General features: G+C 62.8%; 18 protein-coding genes. 11 read left to right on the plus strand and 7 right to left on the minus strand.

Going from position 1 to position 18887, the window contains the following annotated elements:
- Nucleotides 1-3: 3 nt before the first annotated feature.
- Nucleotides 4-366 carry a helix-turn-helix domain-containing protein gene (locus PR018_RS02780; RefSeq protein ID WP_142824285.1) on the plus strand — a complete coding sequence of 121 codons (363 nt, stop codon included), beginning with the start codon at nt 4-6 and terminating at the stop codon, nt 364-366.
- Nucleotides 367-377: 11 nt separating this feature from the next.
- Here the strand turns inward: PR018_RS02780 and betB are convergent, their stop codons facing one another.
- Genes betB through betI form a run of 3 tightly spaced genes read right to left on the minus strand, consistent with a single transcriptional unit; the run spans nt 378 to nt 3968 of the window.
- Nucleotides 378-1841 (minus strand): betaine-aldehyde dehydrogenase, encoded by a 1464-nt coding sequence (gene betB, locus PR018_RS02785; protein WP_142824286.1) that lies wholly within the window; start codon nt 1839-1841, stop codon nt 378-380.
- A 1-nt stretch (nt 1842) separates the two neighbouring features.
- The gene (gene betC, locus PR018_RS02790; RefSeq protein ID WP_142824287.1) at nt 1843-3372 is read right to left on the minus strand and encodes a choline-sulfatase; all 1530 of its coding nucleotides are present in this window, start codon (nt 3370-3372) and stop codon (nt 1843-1845) included.
- A 5-nt stretch (nt 3373-3377) separates the two neighbouring features.
- Nucleotides 3378-3968, minus strand: a complete 591-nt coding sequence (betI, locus tag PR018_RS02795; protein WP_142824288.1) for a transcriptional regulator BetI — start codon at nt 3966-3968, stop codon at nt 3378-3380.
- A 169-nt stretch (nt 3969-4137) separates the two neighbouring features.
- Between betI and PR018_RS02800 the strand changes: the two genes are divergently transcribed.
- The 5 genes from PR018_RS02800 (at nt 4138) to PR018_RS02820 (ending at nt 9299) form a co-directional block, all read left to right on the plus strand.
- On the plus strand, nt 4138-4686 hold the full coding sequence (locus PR018_RS02800; RefSeq protein WP_142829209.1) for an HdeD family acid-resistance protein: 549 nt from the start codon (nt 4138-4140) through the stop codon (nt 4684-4686).
- A 192-nt stretch (nt 4687-4878) separates the two neighbouring features.
- Nucleotides 4879-5133 (plus strand): ribbon-helix-helix domain-containing protein, encoded by a 255-nt coding sequence (locus PR018_RS02805; RefSeq protein WP_142824290.1) that lies wholly within the window; start codon nt 4879-4881, stop codon nt 5131-5133.
- Between the two features lie 185 nt (nt 5134-5318).
- Complete coding sequence (locus PR018_RS02810; RefSeq protein ID WP_224128090.1) at nt 5319-7103, plus strand: GGDEF domain-containing protein; 1785 nt, start codon at nt 5319-5321, stop codon at nt 7101-7103.
- Nucleotides 7104-7180: 77 nt separating this feature from the next.
- Nucleotides 7181-8179 carry an NAD(P)H-quinone oxidoreductase gene (locus tag PR018_RS02815; protein WP_142824292.1) on the plus strand — a complete coding sequence of 333 codons (999 nt, stop codon included), beginning with the start codon at nt 7181-7183 and terminating at the stop codon, nt 8177-8179.
- Between the two features lie 124 nt (nt 8180-8303).
- On the plus strand, nt 8304-9299 hold the full coding sequence (locus PR018_RS02820; RefSeq protein ID WP_142824293.1) for an asparaginase: 996 nt from the start codon (nt 8304-8306) through the stop codon (nt 9297-9299).
- A 28-nt stretch (nt 9300-9327) separates the two neighbouring features.
- Here the strand turns inward: PR018_RS02820 and PR018_RS02825 are convergent, their stop codons facing one another.
- Nucleotides 9328-10083 carry a DeoR/GlpR family DNA-binding transcription regulator gene (locus tag PR018_RS02825; RefSeq protein WP_142824294.1) on the minus strand — a complete coding sequence of 252 codons (756 nt, stop codon included), beginning with the start codon at nt 10081-10083 and terminating at the stop codon, nt 9328-9330.
- A 117-nt stretch (nt 10084-10200) separates the two neighbouring features.
- On the opposite strand from PR018_RS02825, the gene PR018_RS02830 reads away from it, so the two are divergent.
- Together PR018_RS02830 and PR018_RS02835 are read left to right on the plus strand one after the other, a co-directional pair.
- On the plus strand, nt 10201-10557 hold the full coding sequence (locus PR018_RS02830; protein ID WP_142824295.1) for a DUF4406 domain-containing protein: 357 nt from the start codon (nt 10201-10203) through the stop codon (nt 10555-10557).
- 111 nt (nt 10558-10668) lie between these two features.
- Nucleotides 10669-11289 (plus strand): glutathione S-transferase family protein, encoded by a 621-nt coding sequence (locus PR018_RS02835; RefSeq protein WP_142824296.1) that lies wholly within the window; start codon nt 10669-10671, stop codon nt 11287-11289.
- 3 nt (nt 11290-11292) lie between these two features.
- Here the strand turns inward: PR018_RS02835 and PR018_RS02840 are convergent, their stop codons facing one another.
- From PR018_RS02840 to PR018_RS02850, 3 genes are all read right to left on the minus strand, one after another.
- Nucleotides 11293-11952 carry a glutathione S-transferase family protein gene (locus PR018_RS02840; protein ID WP_142824297.1) on the minus strand — a complete coding sequence of 220 codons (660 nt, stop codon included), beginning with the start codon at nt 11950-11952 and terminating at the stop codon, nt 11293-11295.
- Between the two features lie 103 nt (nt 11953-12055).
- Nucleotides 12056-13411: a TIGR03808 family TAT-translocated repetitive protein gene (locus PR018_RS02845; RefSeq protein ID WP_142824298.1), complete on the minus strand. Its 1356-nt coding sequence runs from the start codon at nt 13409-13411 to the stop codon at nt 12056-12058.
- 84 nt (nt 13412-13495) lie between these two features.
- On the minus strand, nt 13496-14281 hold the full coding sequence (locus PR018_RS02850; RefSeq protein ID WP_142824299.1) for a carbon-nitrogen hydrolase family protein: 786 nt from the start codon (nt 14279-14281) through the stop codon (nt 13496-13498).
- Nucleotides 14282-14527: 246 nt separating this feature from the next.
- Here PR018_RS02850 and PR018_RS02855 point away from each other — a divergent pair, with 246 nt between their 5' ends.
- The 3 genes from PR018_RS02855 (at nt 14528) to PR018_RS02865 (ending at nt 18692) form a co-directional block, all read left to right on the plus strand.
- Nucleotides 14528-15541, plus strand: a complete 1014-nt coding sequence (locus tag PR018_RS02855; RefSeq protein WP_142824300.1) for a ligase-associated DNA damage response exonuclease — start codon at nt 14528-14530, stop codon at nt 15539-15541.
- A 403-nt stretch (nt 15542-15944) separates the two neighbouring features.
- A complete protein-coding gene (locus PR018_RS02860) occupies nt 15945-17582 on the plus strand; it encodes a cisplatin damage response ATP-dependent DNA ligase (protein WP_142824301.1) in 1638 nt (545 codons plus the stop codon).
- Between the two features lie 87 nt (nt 17583-17669).
- Nucleotides 17670-18692 (plus strand): alpha/beta hydrolase family protein, encoded by a 1023-nt coding sequence (locus PR018_RS02865; RefSeq protein ID WP_244615271.1) that lies wholly within the window; start codon nt 17670-17672, stop codon nt 18690-18692.
- Nucleotides 18693-18887: the final 195 nt, after the last annotated feature.

Genomic DNA, 18887 nt, shown 5'->3' on the forward strand with positions numbered 1-18887 from the left:
ACAATGGGCGATATCAAGAGGTTCGAAATCGACGGCAAACCCTATGTGCTGTTGAGTGAAGAGGATTATGAGGATCTGGTCGATGGACTGAGGGCGAATGCTGTCCTGGCCGGGATTTCTGCAGGAGAAGAAACCTGGCCCTTGGAGATCGTTGAGGCGCGTGCCAATGGCGGAAATGCCGTCCGTATCTTCCGAAACTATCGCCGCATGACTGTCACCGAACTTGCCATGGCCGCCGGAATTTCGCAGCCCTATCTCTCTGAGATCGAGGCAGGCAAAAAAACCGGCAGTGTCGATGTCCTGAAGCGTATCGCTACCGCCCTCAAGGTCGATCTCGACGATCTCGTCGTCGACGTGGCGGACTGATCCATCCATGGTCAATACGGCGCCTCGACCTTGCCCATGGCCACGTAGACCGTTTTCAGCTCGGAATAGTGCTCCAGCGCTGCCAGTGAATTCTCGCGGCCGAAGCCGGATTGCTTCGAGCCGCCGAACGGGATTTCGACCGGGCAGAGATTGTAGGTGTTGATCCACAACGTACCGGCTTCGAGCCGGTCTACGACGCGGTGGGCGCGGGTGATGTCGGCGGTGAAGACTCCGCCGGAGAGGCCGAACTCGGTGCCGTTGGCCCGCGCGATCACTTTCTCCTCGTCGTCGAAATCGAGCACGCACATGACAGGCCCGAAGATTTCCTCGCGGGCGATGGTCATGTCGTCGGTGACATCGGCAAACACCGTCGGCTGGATGTAATAGCCTTCACTGGCGACGTTGTTGGGGATGCCGCCGCCGGCAACCAGCGTTGCGCCCTCGGCCTTGCCTGCCGCGATATAGGCGAGCACCTTGTTGCGCTGGGCGAGCGATACCATCGGCCCGACCTGCGTCGCATCGTCCATGGGGTCGCCGATGACCATCGCCTCGGTGCGGGCCTTCAGGCGCTTCAGGAACTCAGCCTTGACGGCGGTGTGGACGAAGACGCGGGTGCCGTTCGAGCAGACCTGGCCGGTCGAATAGAAGTTTCCGAGCATCGCGCCGCCGATGGCGCTGTCGATGTCGGCATCGTCGAAGACGATCAGCGGCGATTTTCCGCCGAGTTCCATCGTCACATGCTTCAGGCTGCCGGCGGCAGCCGCTGCCACCTTGCGGCCCGTCGGCACCGAGCCGGTCAGCGATACCTTGGCGACATCGGGATGGTTGACCAGCAGCGGCCCGGTATCGCGGTCGCCCTGGATGACGTTGTAGAGGCCCTTCGGAAGCCCTGCCTCATGCAGGATTTCGGCGATCTTCAGTGCACCCAGCGGCGTATTTTCCGATGGCTTGAAGACCATGGCATTGCCGCAGGCCAGCGCCGGCGCACCCTTCCAGCAGGCGATCTGCTGCGGATAGTTCCAGGCACCGATGCCGACGCAGACGCCGAGCGGCACGCGCTTGGTATAGGCGAAGTCGCCGCCGAGCGGGATATAGCTGCCGTTCAGGCCGGCTGGGATGACGCCGCCGAAAAACTCGAAACTGTCGGCGCCCGAGGTCGGGTCGGCGACGATCGTCTCCTGGATCGGCTTGCCGGTATCCAGCGTCTCCAGTTCCGACAGTTCGCGATTGCGTTCCCGCATGATATCGGCAGCCCGCTTCAGGATGCGGCCGCGTGCCGTCGGGCTCATTGCCGCCCATTCCGGCTGGGCACGCTTGGCAGATGCGATCGCCTTCTCGATGATGGCCGGCGTTGCCGCATGCAGCCGGGCGATGACTTCTCCGGTGGCCGGATAGAGGCTTTCGAACACCGCTCCCGCCGTATCCTCCACATATTCGCCGTCGATGAAGTGCGAGGCTTTCGGTTGGGCTTTCATCTTATTCTCCGCGTGGATAGCGTTTGGATTCTTCGAGGGTATCGAGGTTCATGTGGTTGCGCATGTAGCGCTCCGAGGCCTTCTGCAGCGGCTGGTAGTCCCACGGATAATAGGAGCCGTTGCGCAGCGCCTCGTAGACGACCCAGCGCCGCGCCTGGCTTTCGCGCACCGCAGCATCGAAGGCGCCCATGTCCCAGCGTTCTTCGCGCTTGCGGCGGAACAGGGCGACGACCTCCGTAAAGTCCGGATCGTCGGCGAGATTGGTGAGTTCCAGCGGGTCGGCGTCGAGGTCGTAGAGAAGGTCAGGGTCGAGCATGCAGTGGATGTATTTCCACTTGCCCTCGCGAATGCAGACGAGCGGCGCATAGGAACCTTCCGCCGCATATTCCATCAGCACCGGCTCGGTGCGCTCGGCGCCATCGATGATGGGCCTCAGGCTCATGCCGTCGGTCCAGGGCATGATGTCCTGCATGGATATGCCGGCAAGGTCGGCCATGGTCGGCGTCACGTCGAGGTTGGAGGTCGGCGCCAGATGCAGCCCCGGGGTGACGCCGGGGCCGGCTATCATCAGTGGCACCCGCGCGGAGCCCTCGAAGAAGTTCATCTTGAACCATAATCCGCGCTCGCCCAGCATGTCGCCATGGTCGGAGCAGAACAGGATGAGCGTGTTGTCGAGCATCCGCGTGCGCGCCAAGGTGTCCATGAGCTCGCCGACCTTGTCGTCGAGATAGGAAATATTGGCGAAGTAGGCCTGGCGGGAGCGCCGGATGTGCTCTTCGGTGACCTCGAAATTCTTGTAATCGCAGGAATGGATAATGCGCCGGGAATGCGGATCCTGCTGCTCGTCGGGCAGCATGCCGACTTCGGGCATCAGCTGATCGCAGCCTTCATAAAGATCCCAGTATTTCCGGCGGGCGACATAGGGGTCGTGCGGATGGGTGAAGGACACCGTCAGGCACCACGGCCGGCGGCTCTGGTCGTCGTTCTCGCGGCTGAGATGATAGAGTTTCTGGTTTGCCAGAAACGCCACCTCGTCGTCATATTCCATCTGGTTGGTGATTTCGGCAACACCGGCGCCGGTTACCGAGCCGAGATTGTGGTACCACCAGTCGATGCGCTCGCCGGGCTTGCGGTAATCCGGCGTCCAGCCGAAATCGGCCGGATAGATATCCGTCGTCAGCCGCTCCTCGAAGCCGTGAAGCTGGTCGGGACCGACGAAATGCATCTTGCCGGACAGCGCCGTATAGTATCCGGCGCGGCGAAGGTGGTGGGCGTAGGTCGGGATCGACGAGACATATTCGGCGGCATTGTCGTAGACCCGTGTCCTGCTCGGCAATTGTCCGGCCATGAACGAGGCGCGGGCAGGGGCGCAGAGCGGCGACGAGGTATAGTTGTTGGCAAAGCGTGCCGAGCGGGCTGCCAGTGCCTTCAGGTGCGGCGCATGCAGGAACTCCGCCGGACCATCCGGAAAGAACTTTCCGTTGAGCTGGTCGACCATGACGATCAGGATATCCGGCTTCATCTCGGTCACGGCGTCTATCCTTTGCCAAGGGCGGTCAGATGAGTGTTTATGTAGTCTTCGGTCAACGCAATAGAGGCTTCGATACCTGTCGGCACCGAGCGCAGACTTTGCCGGATATACAGCCCGTCGATCATCGCAGCCGCGCCTTCTGCCATGCGTTCCGCGTCATCCGCAGTGCAAAGCGGCCGGAGGTTGGCGAGCAGGTTGGAGCGCAGGCGGCGCGCATAGATCACCAGGAAGCGCCGCGTTTCCTCGGAGCGCTGCGCCTCGGCATAGAAGGCGAGCCAGGCGGCAATGGTCTCCGGGGCAAACTGGTTTGCCTGGAAGCTGACGCGGATCATCGCCGACAGCTTTTCGCGCGGTCCTGCTGCCGCCTTGAGCGCCGTCACCGTGTCGTTGCGCAACTGGCGTAGAAGCGAGCGGATGGTTGCCTGCAGCAGCCGCTCCTTGCTGCCGAAATAGTGATGGGCCAGCGCCGCCGAGACACCGGCTTCCCGGGCGATGTCGGACATCGTGACGCTCAGCGATCCGTGATCGCCGATCACCCTGAGGGCGGCGTTGACGAGCGCCTCGCGACGCACTGGCTCCATTCCGACTTTCGGCATCGTCGTCTCCTGATGACGATCATCGTATTTTTGATTGAGCCATCAATCAATAAAAATCGGAAACCCGCGAATTGATTTCGATCAGTGTCCGGGGAAGACCTTTTGCGCTAGAATGCGTTTCTCGACGTGGATTTCACGAAATGTAAAAGTAACAGGAACGGGTGTCGTCATGGTCATGGGTTTGAACGAACTGCCGCACGCCTCCGCTCATGCAAAGTGGGGCTGGTTCGTGGCGCTGGGCGTCCTGCTTTTGCTGCTCAGCGGCATTGCCTTCGGGAACCTCTTCCTCGCCACCGTCGTCTCGGTCTATTACGTCGGAATGCTCATGCTGCTCGGCGGTATCGTCTATCTCATCCATGCCTTCCAGGTGCGGGGTTGGGAACATAGCCTTCCATGGATCCTCAGCGGTCTGCTCTACACGCTGGCCGGTATCTTCGCCTTCATGAACCCGCTGCTGGCCTCGGCGGTCTTTACCCTGATGCTGGCCATAGCGCTGGTCATTGCCGGCGTCCTGCGTATCTGGGTCGGCCGCAGGATGAAGCCGGGGAAGGGCTGGGGGTTCATTCTCCTCAGCGGCATCGTGACGATGGTGGCAGGCTTCGTGGTCGCGCTCGGCTGGCCCGTTAACAGCCTGTGGATCCTCGGCCTGTTCCTCGCCGTCGACCTGATGTTCCAGGGCTGGACGCTCATCGCCTTCGGACTTGGCCTCAGGCGCTGATTAGAAGAAATCGCCCGTTGGTTCCGCCTTTTGACAAGCTTGGCGCGCAGGCATAACGTGAAGACGTGGCAGCACAGCGTGAGGCCCGTATCTCGCGCCGCAGGCCGCCCTTGAGTGAACCTTGAACGCAGGCATGATGCCTGCGCGGATCTGGCAGTTTTTCGGCCAGACACGGCAAAGAGAGGCAATGTCATGCCTATGGTCACTGTTTCCATCTCTCCAATGCAGGTCGCCGGCATCCGCGCCGCCGTCGACAACGGCAATTACGCATCCGGCAGCGAAGTCGTGCGCGAGGCGCTGCGCATGTGGGAAGCGGCACGCAAGCGAGGCGATCTGTGCGATGCGCACCACCTGGCGACGGGTTTGCCCGACGGGGCCGGCAGTGCCGACAGGCGCGTTGCCGATATGTTTGCCGACTTCGACGCTTCAGCTGCGGCCCACAATTGAAGCTGCTGCGTGAAAGCCAAAAAGCTAAACTATTCCTGCAGGTTGGTACATGCCGGCCTTGAGCGCCGGGACGGGCTTTTTGTCATTAAAACTTCACGAACCGGAAAGCTTTTATTGACGCCTCACAACCATCTTCAACCCCAGCGACATCGCGTGGGGCAGTGGAGACGAGTATGTCCGGGAGTATGGTCAAGGAGGTGGCAGTGCGGCGCCATCCCTTCGATGCCGCCAGATGGACGCTCATAGAAACCGCGTTCCAGCCGATCGTCGATATCCGGACCGCCGCCGTCTTCGGTTATGAAGCGCTGATGCGCGGCCATGACCGGATCGGCTTTGCTGACCCCATCGCCGCTCTCGACGAGGCCGAGCGCACCGGCCAGTTGTTCGGGCTCGAACAGATGATGGAGCGGCTGGCGCTTGGCGCCTTCTCGAGTCTCCCGAACCGGGCCGAAGCGACGCTTTTTCTCAATCTCGACGCCCGGCTCATTCCGCAAGGCCTGCTGCTGGTCGAGGGATTGCTGGGGCTTTTGAAAACGCGCGGCATTCCGCCGTCTTCCGTCTGCTTCGAGTTTTCCGAGCGCTTCGACAACAGTGCCTTTCCGGAGATCGCCGGCCTGATCGCCTATATGCGCAAGTCCGGTTTCAAGCTGGCAATCGACGATTTCGGCGTCGGTCATTCGGAAATGCGGCTGCTGTGCGACCAGGTGGTGGACTATATCAAGGTCGACCGGCATTTCGTGACCGGTGCCGATACCGCGATGCGCAAACGGCATTTCCTCAAAAGCGCCGTCTCCATGGCTCACATGCTGGGCGCCCGCGTCATCGCCGAAGGCATCGAGACCGAAGGCGAACTGGCGGTTTGCCGGGACCTCGGCGTCGATATGGCCCAGGGCTGGCTCATCGCCCGGCCGATGTCCGATGTTAGCCAGTGGCATCCGCGCCTGTCGCATTTTCCGGATCACAAATCGACCGCCACGCCTCTGCAGTCGCTCGACGACATCCTCATCCGCAAGCAGATCGAGGTGCTGCCGACCGTGTTCGAAAACGAGCCGATCGACACGGTGTTCGAACTTTTCCGGCGCAATCCGCGACAGGCTTATTTCCCGGTGCTGAATGCCAACAACGAGCCGCGCGGCATCATCCACGAATACAGCCTGAAAGCCTATATCTATCAGCCTTTCGGCCGGGATCTGCTGAAGAACAAGGCCTATGAGCGGACGATCTCGCATTTCATGGAGCCTGCGCCCGTCGTCAGTATCAATTCGACCGTCGATGACCTGATGGGGATCTTCGCCGATGTCGACGATGCTACCTGCCTCGTCGTCATCGAGGACCTGCGCTACGCCGGCGTCGTCTCCGCCGCATCGCTGGTCAAGGCGATGACCGAAAAGCAGCTGAAAACGGCGCAGGACCAGAACCCGCTGACCGGCCTGCCGGGCAACCATGCGATCCGCGATTTCATGCGCATGACGGCCGGCGGCACGGTCGATGCCATCCGCTATTTCTGCTATTGCGACTTCGATGCCTTCAAGCCGTTCAACGATGCATACGGTTTCCACATCGGCGATCATGCCATCTCGCTGTTTGCAGCCCTGATGCGCCGCCATTTCCTGCTGGGCACTCATTTTCTCGGCCATGTCGGCGGCGATGACTTTTTCATTGGCGTCATCGGGGGCAGCCGCGAGGAACTGACCGAGACGCTCGACAGGCTGCGCGCCGACTTCAGCAACGATGTCGCCGCACTTTATCCATCCGACGACCGGGAGCGCGGCTATATCACCGGCCATGACCGCAGCGGCGCGGAAACAATATTCTCGCTGATGCGCTGCTCGATCGGCGTCGTCGAATTGCCGGAAGGTACGGTGATCGACGACATCGGCAATGTCAGCAAGCGCATCGCCGGCCTGAAGACCAAGGCCAAGGAAAGCGCCAGCGGCCTGGTTTTCGAACAACTCTGCGAGACCAATTGACGCCCCACGACGTCGCGCCTTTTATTTCCGCTCCCGCTGACCTATGTGCGTCTCTCCCTGATGTCATGGAGAGCCAGATGCCTTTGCCAACTGATATGCGCTGCGTCGACCTGCCGTCCTTCGGCGCCCCCGAGGTGATGACCATTGTCCGCAAGCCGCTGCCGGTGCTGAAGCCCGGCGAGGTTCTCGTGCGGGTCGAGGCAATAGGCGTCAACCGCCCCGATGTCGCGCAGCGCCAGGGAAACTATCCGGCCCCCAAGGATGCCAGCCCGATCCTCGGCCTTGAAGTGGCTGGCGAGGTGGTCGACGTCGCACCCGGCGTTACCGAATTTGCCATCGGCAACAAGATCTGCGGGCTCGCCAATGGCGGCGCCTATGCCGAATACTGCGCCGTTCCCGCCTCCCAGGCGCTGCGCTTCCCCAATGGCTACGACGCGGTTCGCGCTGCGGCGCTGCCGGAAAACTACTTCACCGTCTGGGCCAATCTATTCCAGATGGCGGGGCTGACCGAGGGCGAGAGCGTCCTCATACACGGCGGCTCCAGCGGCATCGGCACCACGGCGATCCAGCTTGCCCGTGCTTTCGGCGCCGAGGTCTTCACCACGGCCGGCTCCAAGGATAAATGCGACGCCTGCGTCAGGATCGGCGCCAAGCGGGCGATCAACTACCGCGACGAGGATTTCGTCGAGGTCATCAAGGCGGAGACAGAAAGCGGCGTCGACATCGTTCTCGACATGGTCGGTGCTGCCTATCTGGAAAAGAACCTTGCTGCCCTTGCCAAGGACGGGTGTCTGTCGATCATCGCCTTCCTCAGCGGCTCAATCGCCGAGAAGGTCAACCTGGCGCCGATCATGGTCAAGCGCCTGACGGTCACGGGCTCGACGATGCGGCCGCGCACGGCGGAAGAAAAGCGCGCCATCCGCGACGATCTCCTGTCGCAGGTCTGGCCGCTGCTGGATGCCGGCACCATCGCCCCGCTGATCCACCACACATTTGCCTTCGAGGATGTCGTCGAAGCCCATAAGATGATGGAGACCAGCAGCCACATCGGCAAGATCATGCTCCGCGTGGAATGAGCGGACACATCGGCCCTCTGTGAGCCGGGGGGGGGGGGCAGCGCCAACGGCGCGCGCGAGGACGGTTGGCAAGCGTCGCCCCAAACGCTATCACCGCTCGACCCCACCAGCATCGGATGCCATCATGACCAATCCCGTCACCGTCGAAGTTACCCGTGGTTTGCTTGTCGAGAGCCGTCATCGCGGCACGATCGTTGTCGTCGACGGCGACGGCAGCGTGGTGTTTTCACGCGGCGATATCGATGCCGGCGTGTTTCCGCGCTCCGCCTGCAAGGCGATGCAGGCCCTGCCGCTGGTCGAAAGCGGTGCTGCCGATGCCTATGGGTTCGGCCACAAGGAACTGGCGCTGGCCTGTTCCTCCCACAATGGCGAAGACGAGCATGTGGCGCTGGCAGCCTCGATGCTGGCGCGCGCTGGCCGCGATGTCGAGGCGCTGGAATGCGGCGCCCACTGGTCTTCCAACCAGAAGACCCTGATCCACCAGGCCCGCACGCTGGAGAAGCCGACGGCGCTCCACAACAATTGCTCCGGCAAGCACTCCGGTTTCGTCTGCGCCTGCTGCCACCAGGGCATCGATAGCAAGGGCTACGTCGGCTACGAGCATCCGCTGCAGCAGCAAATCCGCGACACGATGCAAGACCTGACCGGTGCCACACTCGGCGCCGACGTCTGTGGCACGGACGGCTGCTCGATCCCGACCTATGCCGTGCCGCTGCGCGCTCTCGCGCACGGCTTTGCGAAGATGGCGACCGGCCAGGGTCTCGGCGCGTTGCGTGCCAAGGCCTCGCGCCGGCTGATCGAGGCCTGCATGGCTGAGCCCTTCTATGTCGCCGGCAGCGGCCGCGCCTGCACGGAACTGATGCAGATCGCACCCGGCAAGATCTTCTGCAAGACCGGCGCCGAGGGCGTGTTCTGCGCTGCCATCCCGGAACAGGGCGTCGCCATCGCCGTCAAGTGCGACGATGGCACCGGCCGCGCAGCCGAGGCGATGATCGCCGCCACGCTCGCCCGGTTTTTCGAGACCGATGGCGAGATCCACGCCGGACTGATGGCCATGGCCACAAAGTCGATGCACAACTGGAACGGCATCCATGTCGGCGACGTCAGGGCGACCATCTGAACCCCGGAAAATTCGCCGAGGCAGGCGCTCACGCCAGTTGGATCCCTAGCCCGGCATCGCGATAGGGCTGGAGATCGGCCTCCGGCAGCGGGCCGGGCAGGACCATGCCGGCCACGGATGCCAGCGGCAGGATATGACACGGCGACGATGCGTCGAGCTTGTCAGGAGTGGCCAGCACGAACGTCTCGGCGGAACATGCCGAGATATGCCGCTTGATGGCCGCCTCCTCGAAGTCGCCCGTCGAAAATCCATGAGCGGGGTGGACGGCGGTAACCCCGAGAAAAAAGATATCCGGCCGCACCAGTGAAATCGTTGCCATCGCACTCGCTCCGGTTGAAACCATCGAATGTTTGTAGATCCGGCCGCCGATCAGGATGACCTCGGCCGTCGGATGATGCTCCAGTTCGCCGGCAATCGTCGGGCTGTGCGTTATCACGGTGAAGGCAAAGCCCCGTGGCAGCTGCCGGGCAATTTCGGCGTTCGTCGTGCCGCCATCGAGGAACACCGTCTGGCCAGGGCGGATCATGCCGGCGGCATAGGCGCCGAGCCGCTGCTTTTCCCCGGACGACAGGCTGCGGCGGGCAGACAGGTCCGGCAAGTCCGGCGACAGCGGCATCGCCCCGCCGTGCACCCTGAGCAGCAGCCCCTCGGCTGCCATCTCGCGCAGATCGCGCCGGATGGTGTCTTCCGACACGCCGAGCATTTCCGCCATCTGCTTGGCAATCACCTGTCCGTCGCTGCGCAAGGCCGCCTGGATCGTCGATTTGCGTTGGTTCGTCAGCATGCCGGTTTCCTGCACGAAGTTAAACGATATTACGCATAATACGAAATATGACTCGACATTCCAGCAATATTATCGATATTCGTGCAAATTGTCGCATCAGGCGACGGGAGACAGACCATGTTGATATTGATTGCCGGCCCTTATCGCTCCGGCACGAACGACGACCCGGTGAAAATGGCGGAAAACCTGAAGCGGCTGGAAGCGCCGTCGCACCGCTTGTTCGAGGCCGGCCATGTGCCGATGATCGGCGAGTGGGTTGCCTTGCCCGTCTGGAATGCCGCCGGTGGAAAAACCGTGGGCGACGACCTTTACGAGGCCATTTTCCATCCTGTTGCCGGCCGGCTTCTGGCGCTTTGCGACGGCGTGCTCCGCCTGGAGGGCGCATCCAAGGGCGCCGACAACGATGTGCGCATCGCCAGGGAACGGGGCATTCCCGTGTGGAACCGCCTCGAGGATGTTCCGGGCTGCGCCTGAAGTCGGCAGGGGGCGATCTATCGCCCTCTTATCCTCCGATTTTCCGACGCATGGCCTTTCACTTCGGTGAGAAACGCGCTTATTCTGCTCCCCCAAGGGAGAGGAATCATCATGACAGTTTTGTATTATTCGCCAGGAAGTTGTGCACTTGCGAGCCTCATCGCCATGGAGGAATCCGGCATCGCCTACGAGCCGCGCCGCATCGATCTTTCCAAGGGCGATCAGAAGACGCCGGAGTATCTGAAACTCAATCCGAAGGGCAGGGTGCCCACGCTGGTGACCGAGCGTGGCGTCATAACGGAGACGCCGGCGATCCTCGCCTATATCTCTCAGGTCTCGCGCAACGTGCGACTGGCGCCGCTCGACGACTCCTTCGCATTTGCCGTCATGCAGGCGTTCAACAACTACCTGTCCTCGACAGTCCACGTGAACCACTCTCACGGGCGCCGGGGCAGTCGTTGGTCGGACGATGCAGCCGCCATCGAGACGATGAAGGCCAAGGTATCGCAGACAATGACCGAGAGCTTTGTGCTGATCGAGGACCAGTTGCTGGCTGGTCCCTGGGTGCTCGGCGCCAACTATTCCGTGGCCGACGGCTATCTCTTTACCGTCGCCAACTGGCTGCCCGGTGACGGCGTCGATATGGACCGGTTTCCCAAGGTCAAGGCGCATGGCGAGCGCATGCGCGACCGGGCGGCCGTGCAGCAGGCGCTCGCCATCGAAAAGGGCTGAGCCTCAGCCTTTTTCCTGCCCGCGCGTCGCCTGCATGGCAAGGTAGGCGGGGCGCGACTGGCAGCGCTTGATCCAGGCATCGAGCGCCGGACGCGCATCGAACAATGCAGCTTCGCTCTGGGCATAGCGAAGCACTTCGGCAACGTTGAGGTCGGCGACCGTGAAGCGATCGCCGACAAAATGGCCGTTCGCCGAGAGATGCTTCTCCAGCACGTCCAGTGGCCGCTTCAGGAGGCGGCAGGCCACCGCGATCGTGGCCTTGCCGGCATCGGTGCCCTGTTCCCCACGGTCGTAGGTCTGGACAAGGCGGATGCTGTGCGGCTCCAGTTCCGTCGCGGCGAAGATCGTCCACATCGACAGCAGGCCGTCCTCTTCCGCCGTCTGGCCAGCGAGCGGCCCACCATGCTTGCGCGCAAGGTAGAGGTTGATGGCGAGCGACTCGTGCATGACGAAGTCGCCGTCGGTAATGCTCGGGATCAGCCCCATCGGGTTGATGGCGAGGAACTCCGGCGACATGGTGTTGATCGGCGCGCCCGGCGCCAGAGGCTCGTCCAGACGGTGGGCCTGCATGACGGGTATGGATTTGAACGAAATCCCCAGTTCGTTTGCCATCCAGTAGTTGCGCGATGCGCGCGAGCGATAGACGCCATAAATCGTCAGCATGAAGGTTCCCTCTATTTGCTTATGCCTACAAACCTATCTGGCAGCGCAGGCGAACGGAAGCAGCTGGCGTTGATGCAGCGATGAAAGCTTTTGATCGGTCGCGCTACGCCAAGCGGTTGCCGAGGATGGTCAGGTGCGGATAGGCCGTGCTGCCGGTCACGAGGTCGGCCGATGCAGGCTTGTCCCAGAGGAAGGCGACGATTGCCCCCTGGCTAGCGGCCTCGAACAGGTTGTTCGAAATCACCGCCGATCCCGCCCCGTCGGCGACCGACACCGCGCACCCGACAGGCGCATTACGGACGATGTTGCCAGAGGCGACGAGGTTGCGCATATAAGGCCCCCAGCCGAGCTTGAAGCCCCAGAGCGGCGCGTTTTCGATGACGTTGCCCGAAATCAGCGTGTCTGCCTCAGCCGAGATGCCGATACCGAAACCGCCGTCTTGTGCATAGGGCGCCGACAGCGACAGGTTGCGCACCACGTTGCCGGTCACACTGGCGAGCCGGCCGCCCTTGTCGAAATTGGCAATGGCGATGCCATTGGCGGCGCCGTCGATCAGGTTGCCCGACACGACAGCGCCCTCGAATTCGAATTCGCAGAAAATCGCCGTCTCGCCGGAGCGCAGGCACTGGTTGTCGCTGATCTGCACGTCCGAAGCGGAGTTGGCTCGCACCGCTGTAAAGGCGCAGTCGGCGATGTGGTTGTCGGTCACCATGACATTGCCGGCCTGATAGACGTTGATGCCGTTGCCGTTCTCCCCCGTGCCGCCGTCGCGGGCGCCGATGCGGGCGATGCGGTTGCCGGAGATGACGCTGCCATCCTCGCCCTTCTGCCAGCGATGCACCAGAATGCCGCCATTGCCGCAATCCTCGACACGGTTGCCGGTGATGGTCAGGGCGTTCGACTGGACCGCATAGACGCCGGCGTGTGCCGCGCCCGAAATACGGTTGCGCTCGATCCTGCCCCCGCAGCGCTCCAGATGCAGCCCATTCCCGGCGCTGCCGGTAATCTCGCAACTGCTCAGCAGCAAATCGCCAACGCCATCGAACCGCAGCAGCCCGCCGGCATCCACGGCCAGCCCGAGGTTCCCCCCGTCGATGACGACGCCGGAGATCTCGATCCGCCCGGCATCGGCCGCCTTCATCAGAAAGCCGCCGCCGCCATAGACGATGCGCGTCGCCCCGGGGACGCCGATCAGCCGCGTATTATCGGGGAGGGTGAGGTTCGAGGCCGTGTAGTTGCCTGCCGGCAGCATCACCGGCCCCTTGTTCCGAGCTGCCGCATCGATCATCGATTGCAGCCCATCCGCCGACACCCGCTTGCGAAACGCCACGCCATCGATGGCACCGCGCATATCCGAGGCAGCCACATTCCCCGCCGGCCCCGCCAGCGCCCGCGAAACCGCTGCCGCACTCGCCGCCGCCGCACAAGCGCCAAGCATCAACTCACGTCGGGAAATCATGCTCGGCTCCTCGAATGCAAGGGAGTTCGCCTTATGCTCCCTTCATGATGCCGATAAAATCGGACGAGACGCAATCCCGGTCTATCACACACGCCGGAACCACTCTTTTTCCTGCGTCGCCCTGATCATTTCCAGATCGAAGTCCGCAAAGGCGATCTCGCTTTGCTCTCCTGCCATGCAAACAATCCGTCCTAGGGGATCGACGGCAAGAGACCGGCCGTCGTTCTTCGGTGCCGGATAGTTGGCCACGGCGACACCAACAACCGATTGGAACGCCATGGCGCGGATGCCTGCCACGCGGACATCGCCCACCTCGGGGTCATCGACAAGAGGACTGCTGTTGGGCACGAAAATGACCTCGGCGCCCAAGCGGACGAGGTCGGACGCCACGTCGGGAAACTCGCGGTCCATGCAGATCATGATGCCAACGGCAACATCGCCGTTCCGGGTCGAAAGGCGAACGACACTGGAGCGGTCGCCCGGTGCGCAGGCATCTTCCGGTATGTCGAAATGGCAGATGTGTCGCTTTCTCTGCTGCAGCACGATTTCGCCGTCACTGTCGATCAGAACTGCAGCGTTGAAGGGCCTGGGTTCGGCCCGTTCGAGAAAGGTTGCCACGACGGCAATACCATGCTTGCGCGCTGCGTCGCGAAACCGCTTCACGTATTCCCCATCCGTTACCACTGCTCCATCGATCCAGGACGCTCTGGAGCCCGCATCCGCGCCATCATAGCGGCTGTAACCGTTGGAAAACATTTCCGGAAACACCAAGACATCGGCGGCTGCCTTGGCTGCCGAGGCAATCGCGCTACCAACGTCCGCATCCGGCATGATTTGCGCCAGCCCGACGCGCATCGAATGGGTTGCCAAGACATCCTCCTTGTCTGCATCGCAATCGCACATGGCCGTGTTGTTCAAGACAGCAGTCTGTCGATGCGCCCTCGCAAGCACCGAAGGTATCACCGTTTTGCGCCCCATCGACAAGCAGAAACCGCCCCAGCACATGCCGGCCGTTGCGACAGCGCAGCCATCGAGATCCGCCGTTGACCCATCTAAATTTGCGCGAAAGCGCAGCCGCCTCTGGCCGTCCGGCAAACTGTCGCTATCTTGTCCTCCATGAGGCCAGATGCATTGCTTTACCCCGCCCCGGAAGGGCTTTTTTGCCCGGTTGGCGGGTTCTATGTCGACCCGGTGCGTCCGGTCGACAGGGCGTTGATCACCCATGGGCACTCGGACCATGCGCGGCCCGGCCATGGCCATGTGCTTGCCACACGCCAGACGCTCGATATCATGCGTATTCGCTACGGCGAGGGCTTTGCCGGCAGCGAGCAGGCGGCGGGCTTTGGCGAGGAGATCGTCGTCAACGGCGTCACCGTCAGCTTTCATGCCGCCGGCCATGTGCTCGGCTCGGCGCAGATCGCCATCGAGAAAGACGGCCTGCGCATCGTCGTATCCGGTGACTACAAGCGTCGCCCGGACCCCACCTGCGCCGCCTATGTCTCCGTGCCCTGCGACGTCTTCATTACCGAGGCGACCTTTGCGCTGCCGGTCTTCCACCATCCGGACCCGATGGCCGAAACGCGTCGGCTGCTTGCTTCGCTGAAGCAGTTTCCCGACCGTACCCACATGGTCGGTGCCTACGCGCTCGGCAAGGCGCAACGGGTCATCCGTTTGTTGCGCGATTGCGGCTATGACGAGCCGATCTATATCCACGGCGCGCTGACGCGGCTGTGCGATTACTACGAGAGCCAGGGCATCGCGCTCGGCGAGCTCCGGCCGGCAACCATCGAAAGCCGCGCCGACCAGACGACATTCCACGGCGCCATCGTCGTCGGCCCGCCCTCGGCGTTCGCCGACCGCTGGGCGCGACGCTTCCACGACCCCGTCTCCGCCTTCGCCTCCGGCTGGATGATGGTCCGCCAACGCGCCAAGCAGCGCGGCGTCGAGCTGCCGCTTGTCATCTCCGACCATTGCGACTGGCCGGAACTGCTGGAAACCATTTCCGAGCTGCAGCCCCAGGAAGTCTGGGTGACGCACGGCCGCGAGGAAGCCCTCGTCCGCTGGTGCGAGCTGCAGGGCATCAAAGCCAAGCCGTTGCATCTGGTTGGATATGAGGACGAGGGGGATTGATGCATCATCGTCTACCGGCTGCAGCTTCCCAGGCAGCGTTGTTTGGGACACGTGCAGAAGCTCCCATCTCCCTCTTTCCTGTGCTCGTCACAGGAATCCAGCCACCGTGCGTCTGCACGGTGAGAGGACCTTTGCCTCACTGCGACAGTCTCACGCAGCGCCGACGCGCTGCACTGGATTCCTGTGACGAGCACAGGAATGAGGGGAAGGAGGGGACTGAGGCCGGGGGAGCGATTGAGGCGGGATTGGTGGAAGCGCTGCGTTTCTTTACCTCCCCCTCGATGGGGGAGGTCGCGGCAAAGCCGCGGGTGGGGGTGATCTGCGGCAAGGTCGGAGCTTGTGGCAGTCACCCCGCCCCGTCGCTACGCGCCGACCCTCCCCATGAAGGGGAGGGTGCATACTCATGAAAGCCTTCGCCGATCTCCTCGATCGCCTGGTTCTGACGCCGAGCCGGAACGGCAAGCTGAAGCTGCTGACCGATTACTTCCGCGACACGCCGGATCCTGACCGCGGCTATGGCTTGGCGGCCATTGCCGGCACGCTCGATGTGCGCAACGTCAAGCCGGCGATGCTGCGCGAGCTGGTGCTGGAGCGGATGGATGCGGTGCTGTTCCGCTATTCCTACGACTACGTCGGCGATCTCGCCGAGACAATCTCGCTGGTCTGGGACAATGACGCCGATATCGAGCGGGCGCCGACAGATAAGCCAGGTCTCGGCCAGGTCATCGACGAGATGAATGCGCTCGGCCGCACCGAGGTGCGTGGGTTCGTGCGCGACATGCTCGACAGGCTCGATCCCTCCGGTCGCTTCGCCTTCCTGAAGCTTGCCACTGGCGCCATGCGCATCGGTGTGTCGGCGCGGCTTGCCAAGCAGGCGCTGGCTGAATTGTCGGGCAAGGACGTCACCGAGATCGAGACGCTGTGGCACGGGTTGGAGCCACCCTATGTGACGCTTTTCCAGTGGCTCGAGGGCAAGGGCGACCGGCCGCTGCTGGCAACGCCGGCGATCTTCCACTCCGTCATGCTGGCAAACCCGGTCGAGCCCGGCAATCTCGACGGCCTCGACCCGAAGGACTTTGCCGCCGAATGGAAATGGGACGGCATCCGCGTCCAGCTGTCGCGCTCGGGCTCGACGTCGAAGGTCTACTCGCGCTCGGGCGACGATATCTCCGGCGCCTTCCCGGACGTGGTGGACGCCATCACCTTCGAGGGCGTCATCGACGGCGAACTGCTGATCGGCGGCACCGCGCGCTCGAACAACCCGACCCGTACGTTCTCCGACCTCCAGCAGCGGCTGAACCGCAAGACGGTGAACGCCCAGATGCTCGCCGACTACCCGGCGTTCATCCGCACTTACGACCTGTTGTTCGACGGCGACGAGGATGTCCGCGCCCGGGGTTTCATCGAGCGTCGCAACCGCCTGGCCGAGATCATCGAGCACGCGCCGCACGACCGTTTCGATCTCTCGGCACTCGTCGATTTCACCGACTGGGACGAGCTCGACAGGCTCCGCGCAGCCCCCCCCGATCCTGTCATCGAAGGGGTGATGATCAAGCGCCGCGACAGCCCCTACACAGCTGGCCGCGCCAAGGGGCCGTGGTTCAAGTGGAAGCGAAATCCGTTCAACATCGACGCGGTGCTGATGTATGCCCAGCGCGGCCACGGCAAGCGCTCGAGCTACTATTCCGATTTCACCTTCGGCGTCTGGTCGACGACACCGGAGGGAGAGCAGCTCGTGCCGGTCGGCAAGGCCTATTTCGGCTTCACGGATGCCGAGCTGGAGGTGCTCGACAAGTTCGTGCGCAACAACACGGTCGAGCGCTTCGGTCCGGTACGGTCGGTGAGGGCGGAGCGTGAATTCGGCTTCGTGGTCGAGGTCGCCTTCGAGGGCATCAACCGCTCGAGCCGGCACAAGTCCGGCGTGGCCATGCGCTTCCCGCGGATCGCCCGTTTGCGGCAGGATAAACCGCCTTTCGAGGCCGATCGGCTGGAAACACTGGTGGCAATGATTGACGCCAAGACCTCTCCCGCCGAATATTAGCGTCAATGCGAATCCTCACCACAAAGTGAGTTGGCGCCGACTTTCAACCCGTGCAGACTTGGTCTGGCGGGGAACCACGACGGAGCTTTGACTTTGACTGATGTACCTGAGTTCTCCCACCGCCGCCGTGCTGTTCTGACCGGCCTTGCCGCAAGCGTGCTCCTTCCGATCTCCGCCCGTGCAGCCTCCGTTGCCTCCCGCGCCACCACGCCGCCTGCTGCTTCGACGACACCACCGGCGCCGGCGGCCGCTGCGCAGCCGGCCCCGGCTGCAAAGGCATCGGATGTTTCCAACACCGCACCGGCGCAGATGAGCGGCGATTATCAGCGGGAGCGCCGCAAGTTCCGCACCAACCTGCTCGTCAAGGGACCGGCGCCGGATAAATACGAAGCGCTCGTCGCTCCCGAAGGTGCAAACCAGATCTTCTACCGCAGCGGCTATGGCGGAGAGCTCGAGCTTGTCGCCTGGGTGTCGCGCTTCGAGCGCACCCGTACGCCGCGCCCGGCAGTCCTCTTCCTGCATGGCGGCAATGCGATCGGCCAGGGCCACTGGCAGCTGATGAAGCCATACATAGATGCCGGCTATGTGGTGATGATCCCCAGCATGCGCGGCGAAAATGGCCAGAAGGGTAACTTCTCCGGCTTCTACGACGAGGTAGACGACGTGCTGGCCGCCTCGGACCGGCTGCGCCACATGCCGGGCGTCGATCCGCATCGCATGTTCCTCGCCGGCCACAGCATCGGCGGCACGCTGGCCATGCTGACGGCGATGTCGACGCGGCGTTTTCGCGCCGCCGCGCCGATCTCGGGAAATCCGGACTCTTTCGCCTTCTTCAACAGGTACCCGCAGGATATCCGCTTCGACGACAAGGACCCGCGCGAATTCCAGATGCGCTCGCCTGTCTGCTATGCTCACAGCTTCAAGTGCCCGATGAAGGTGATGCACGGCTCGGAAGAGGTGCACTTCGTCACCCGCGTCGGCGTCCTGTCGAAACGGGCCCGCGAGGCGCATGTCAACATGGACGTCGACGTCATCCCGGGCGGCCACTTTTCTGCTCTGCCGGCCGAAATCGAACGCAGTATCCAGTTCTTCAAGGGTATTGCGGCCTAGCCTGTCGCGCAAAAATGGGCGGCGTTATCCGCAGAACACCCGTATCACGGTCGATTTCGGGTTGGTGACACTCTCGAATGCTGTGCCGCTGTGGACAAAATTGAGACGCGTGGGCGTATCTGTGGCGACACGTTCCTGGCTGCCGTAGTGGCGGGAGTCTCCGGGTATTTTGAGCCCCACTGTCGCAGAGGATGG

The organism is Rhizobium rhododendri (assembly GCF_007000325.2).
GTDB classification, from domain to species: domain Bacteria; phylum Pseudomonadota; class Alphaproteobacteria; order Rhizobiales; family Rhizobiaceae; genus Rhizobium; species Rhizobium rhododendri.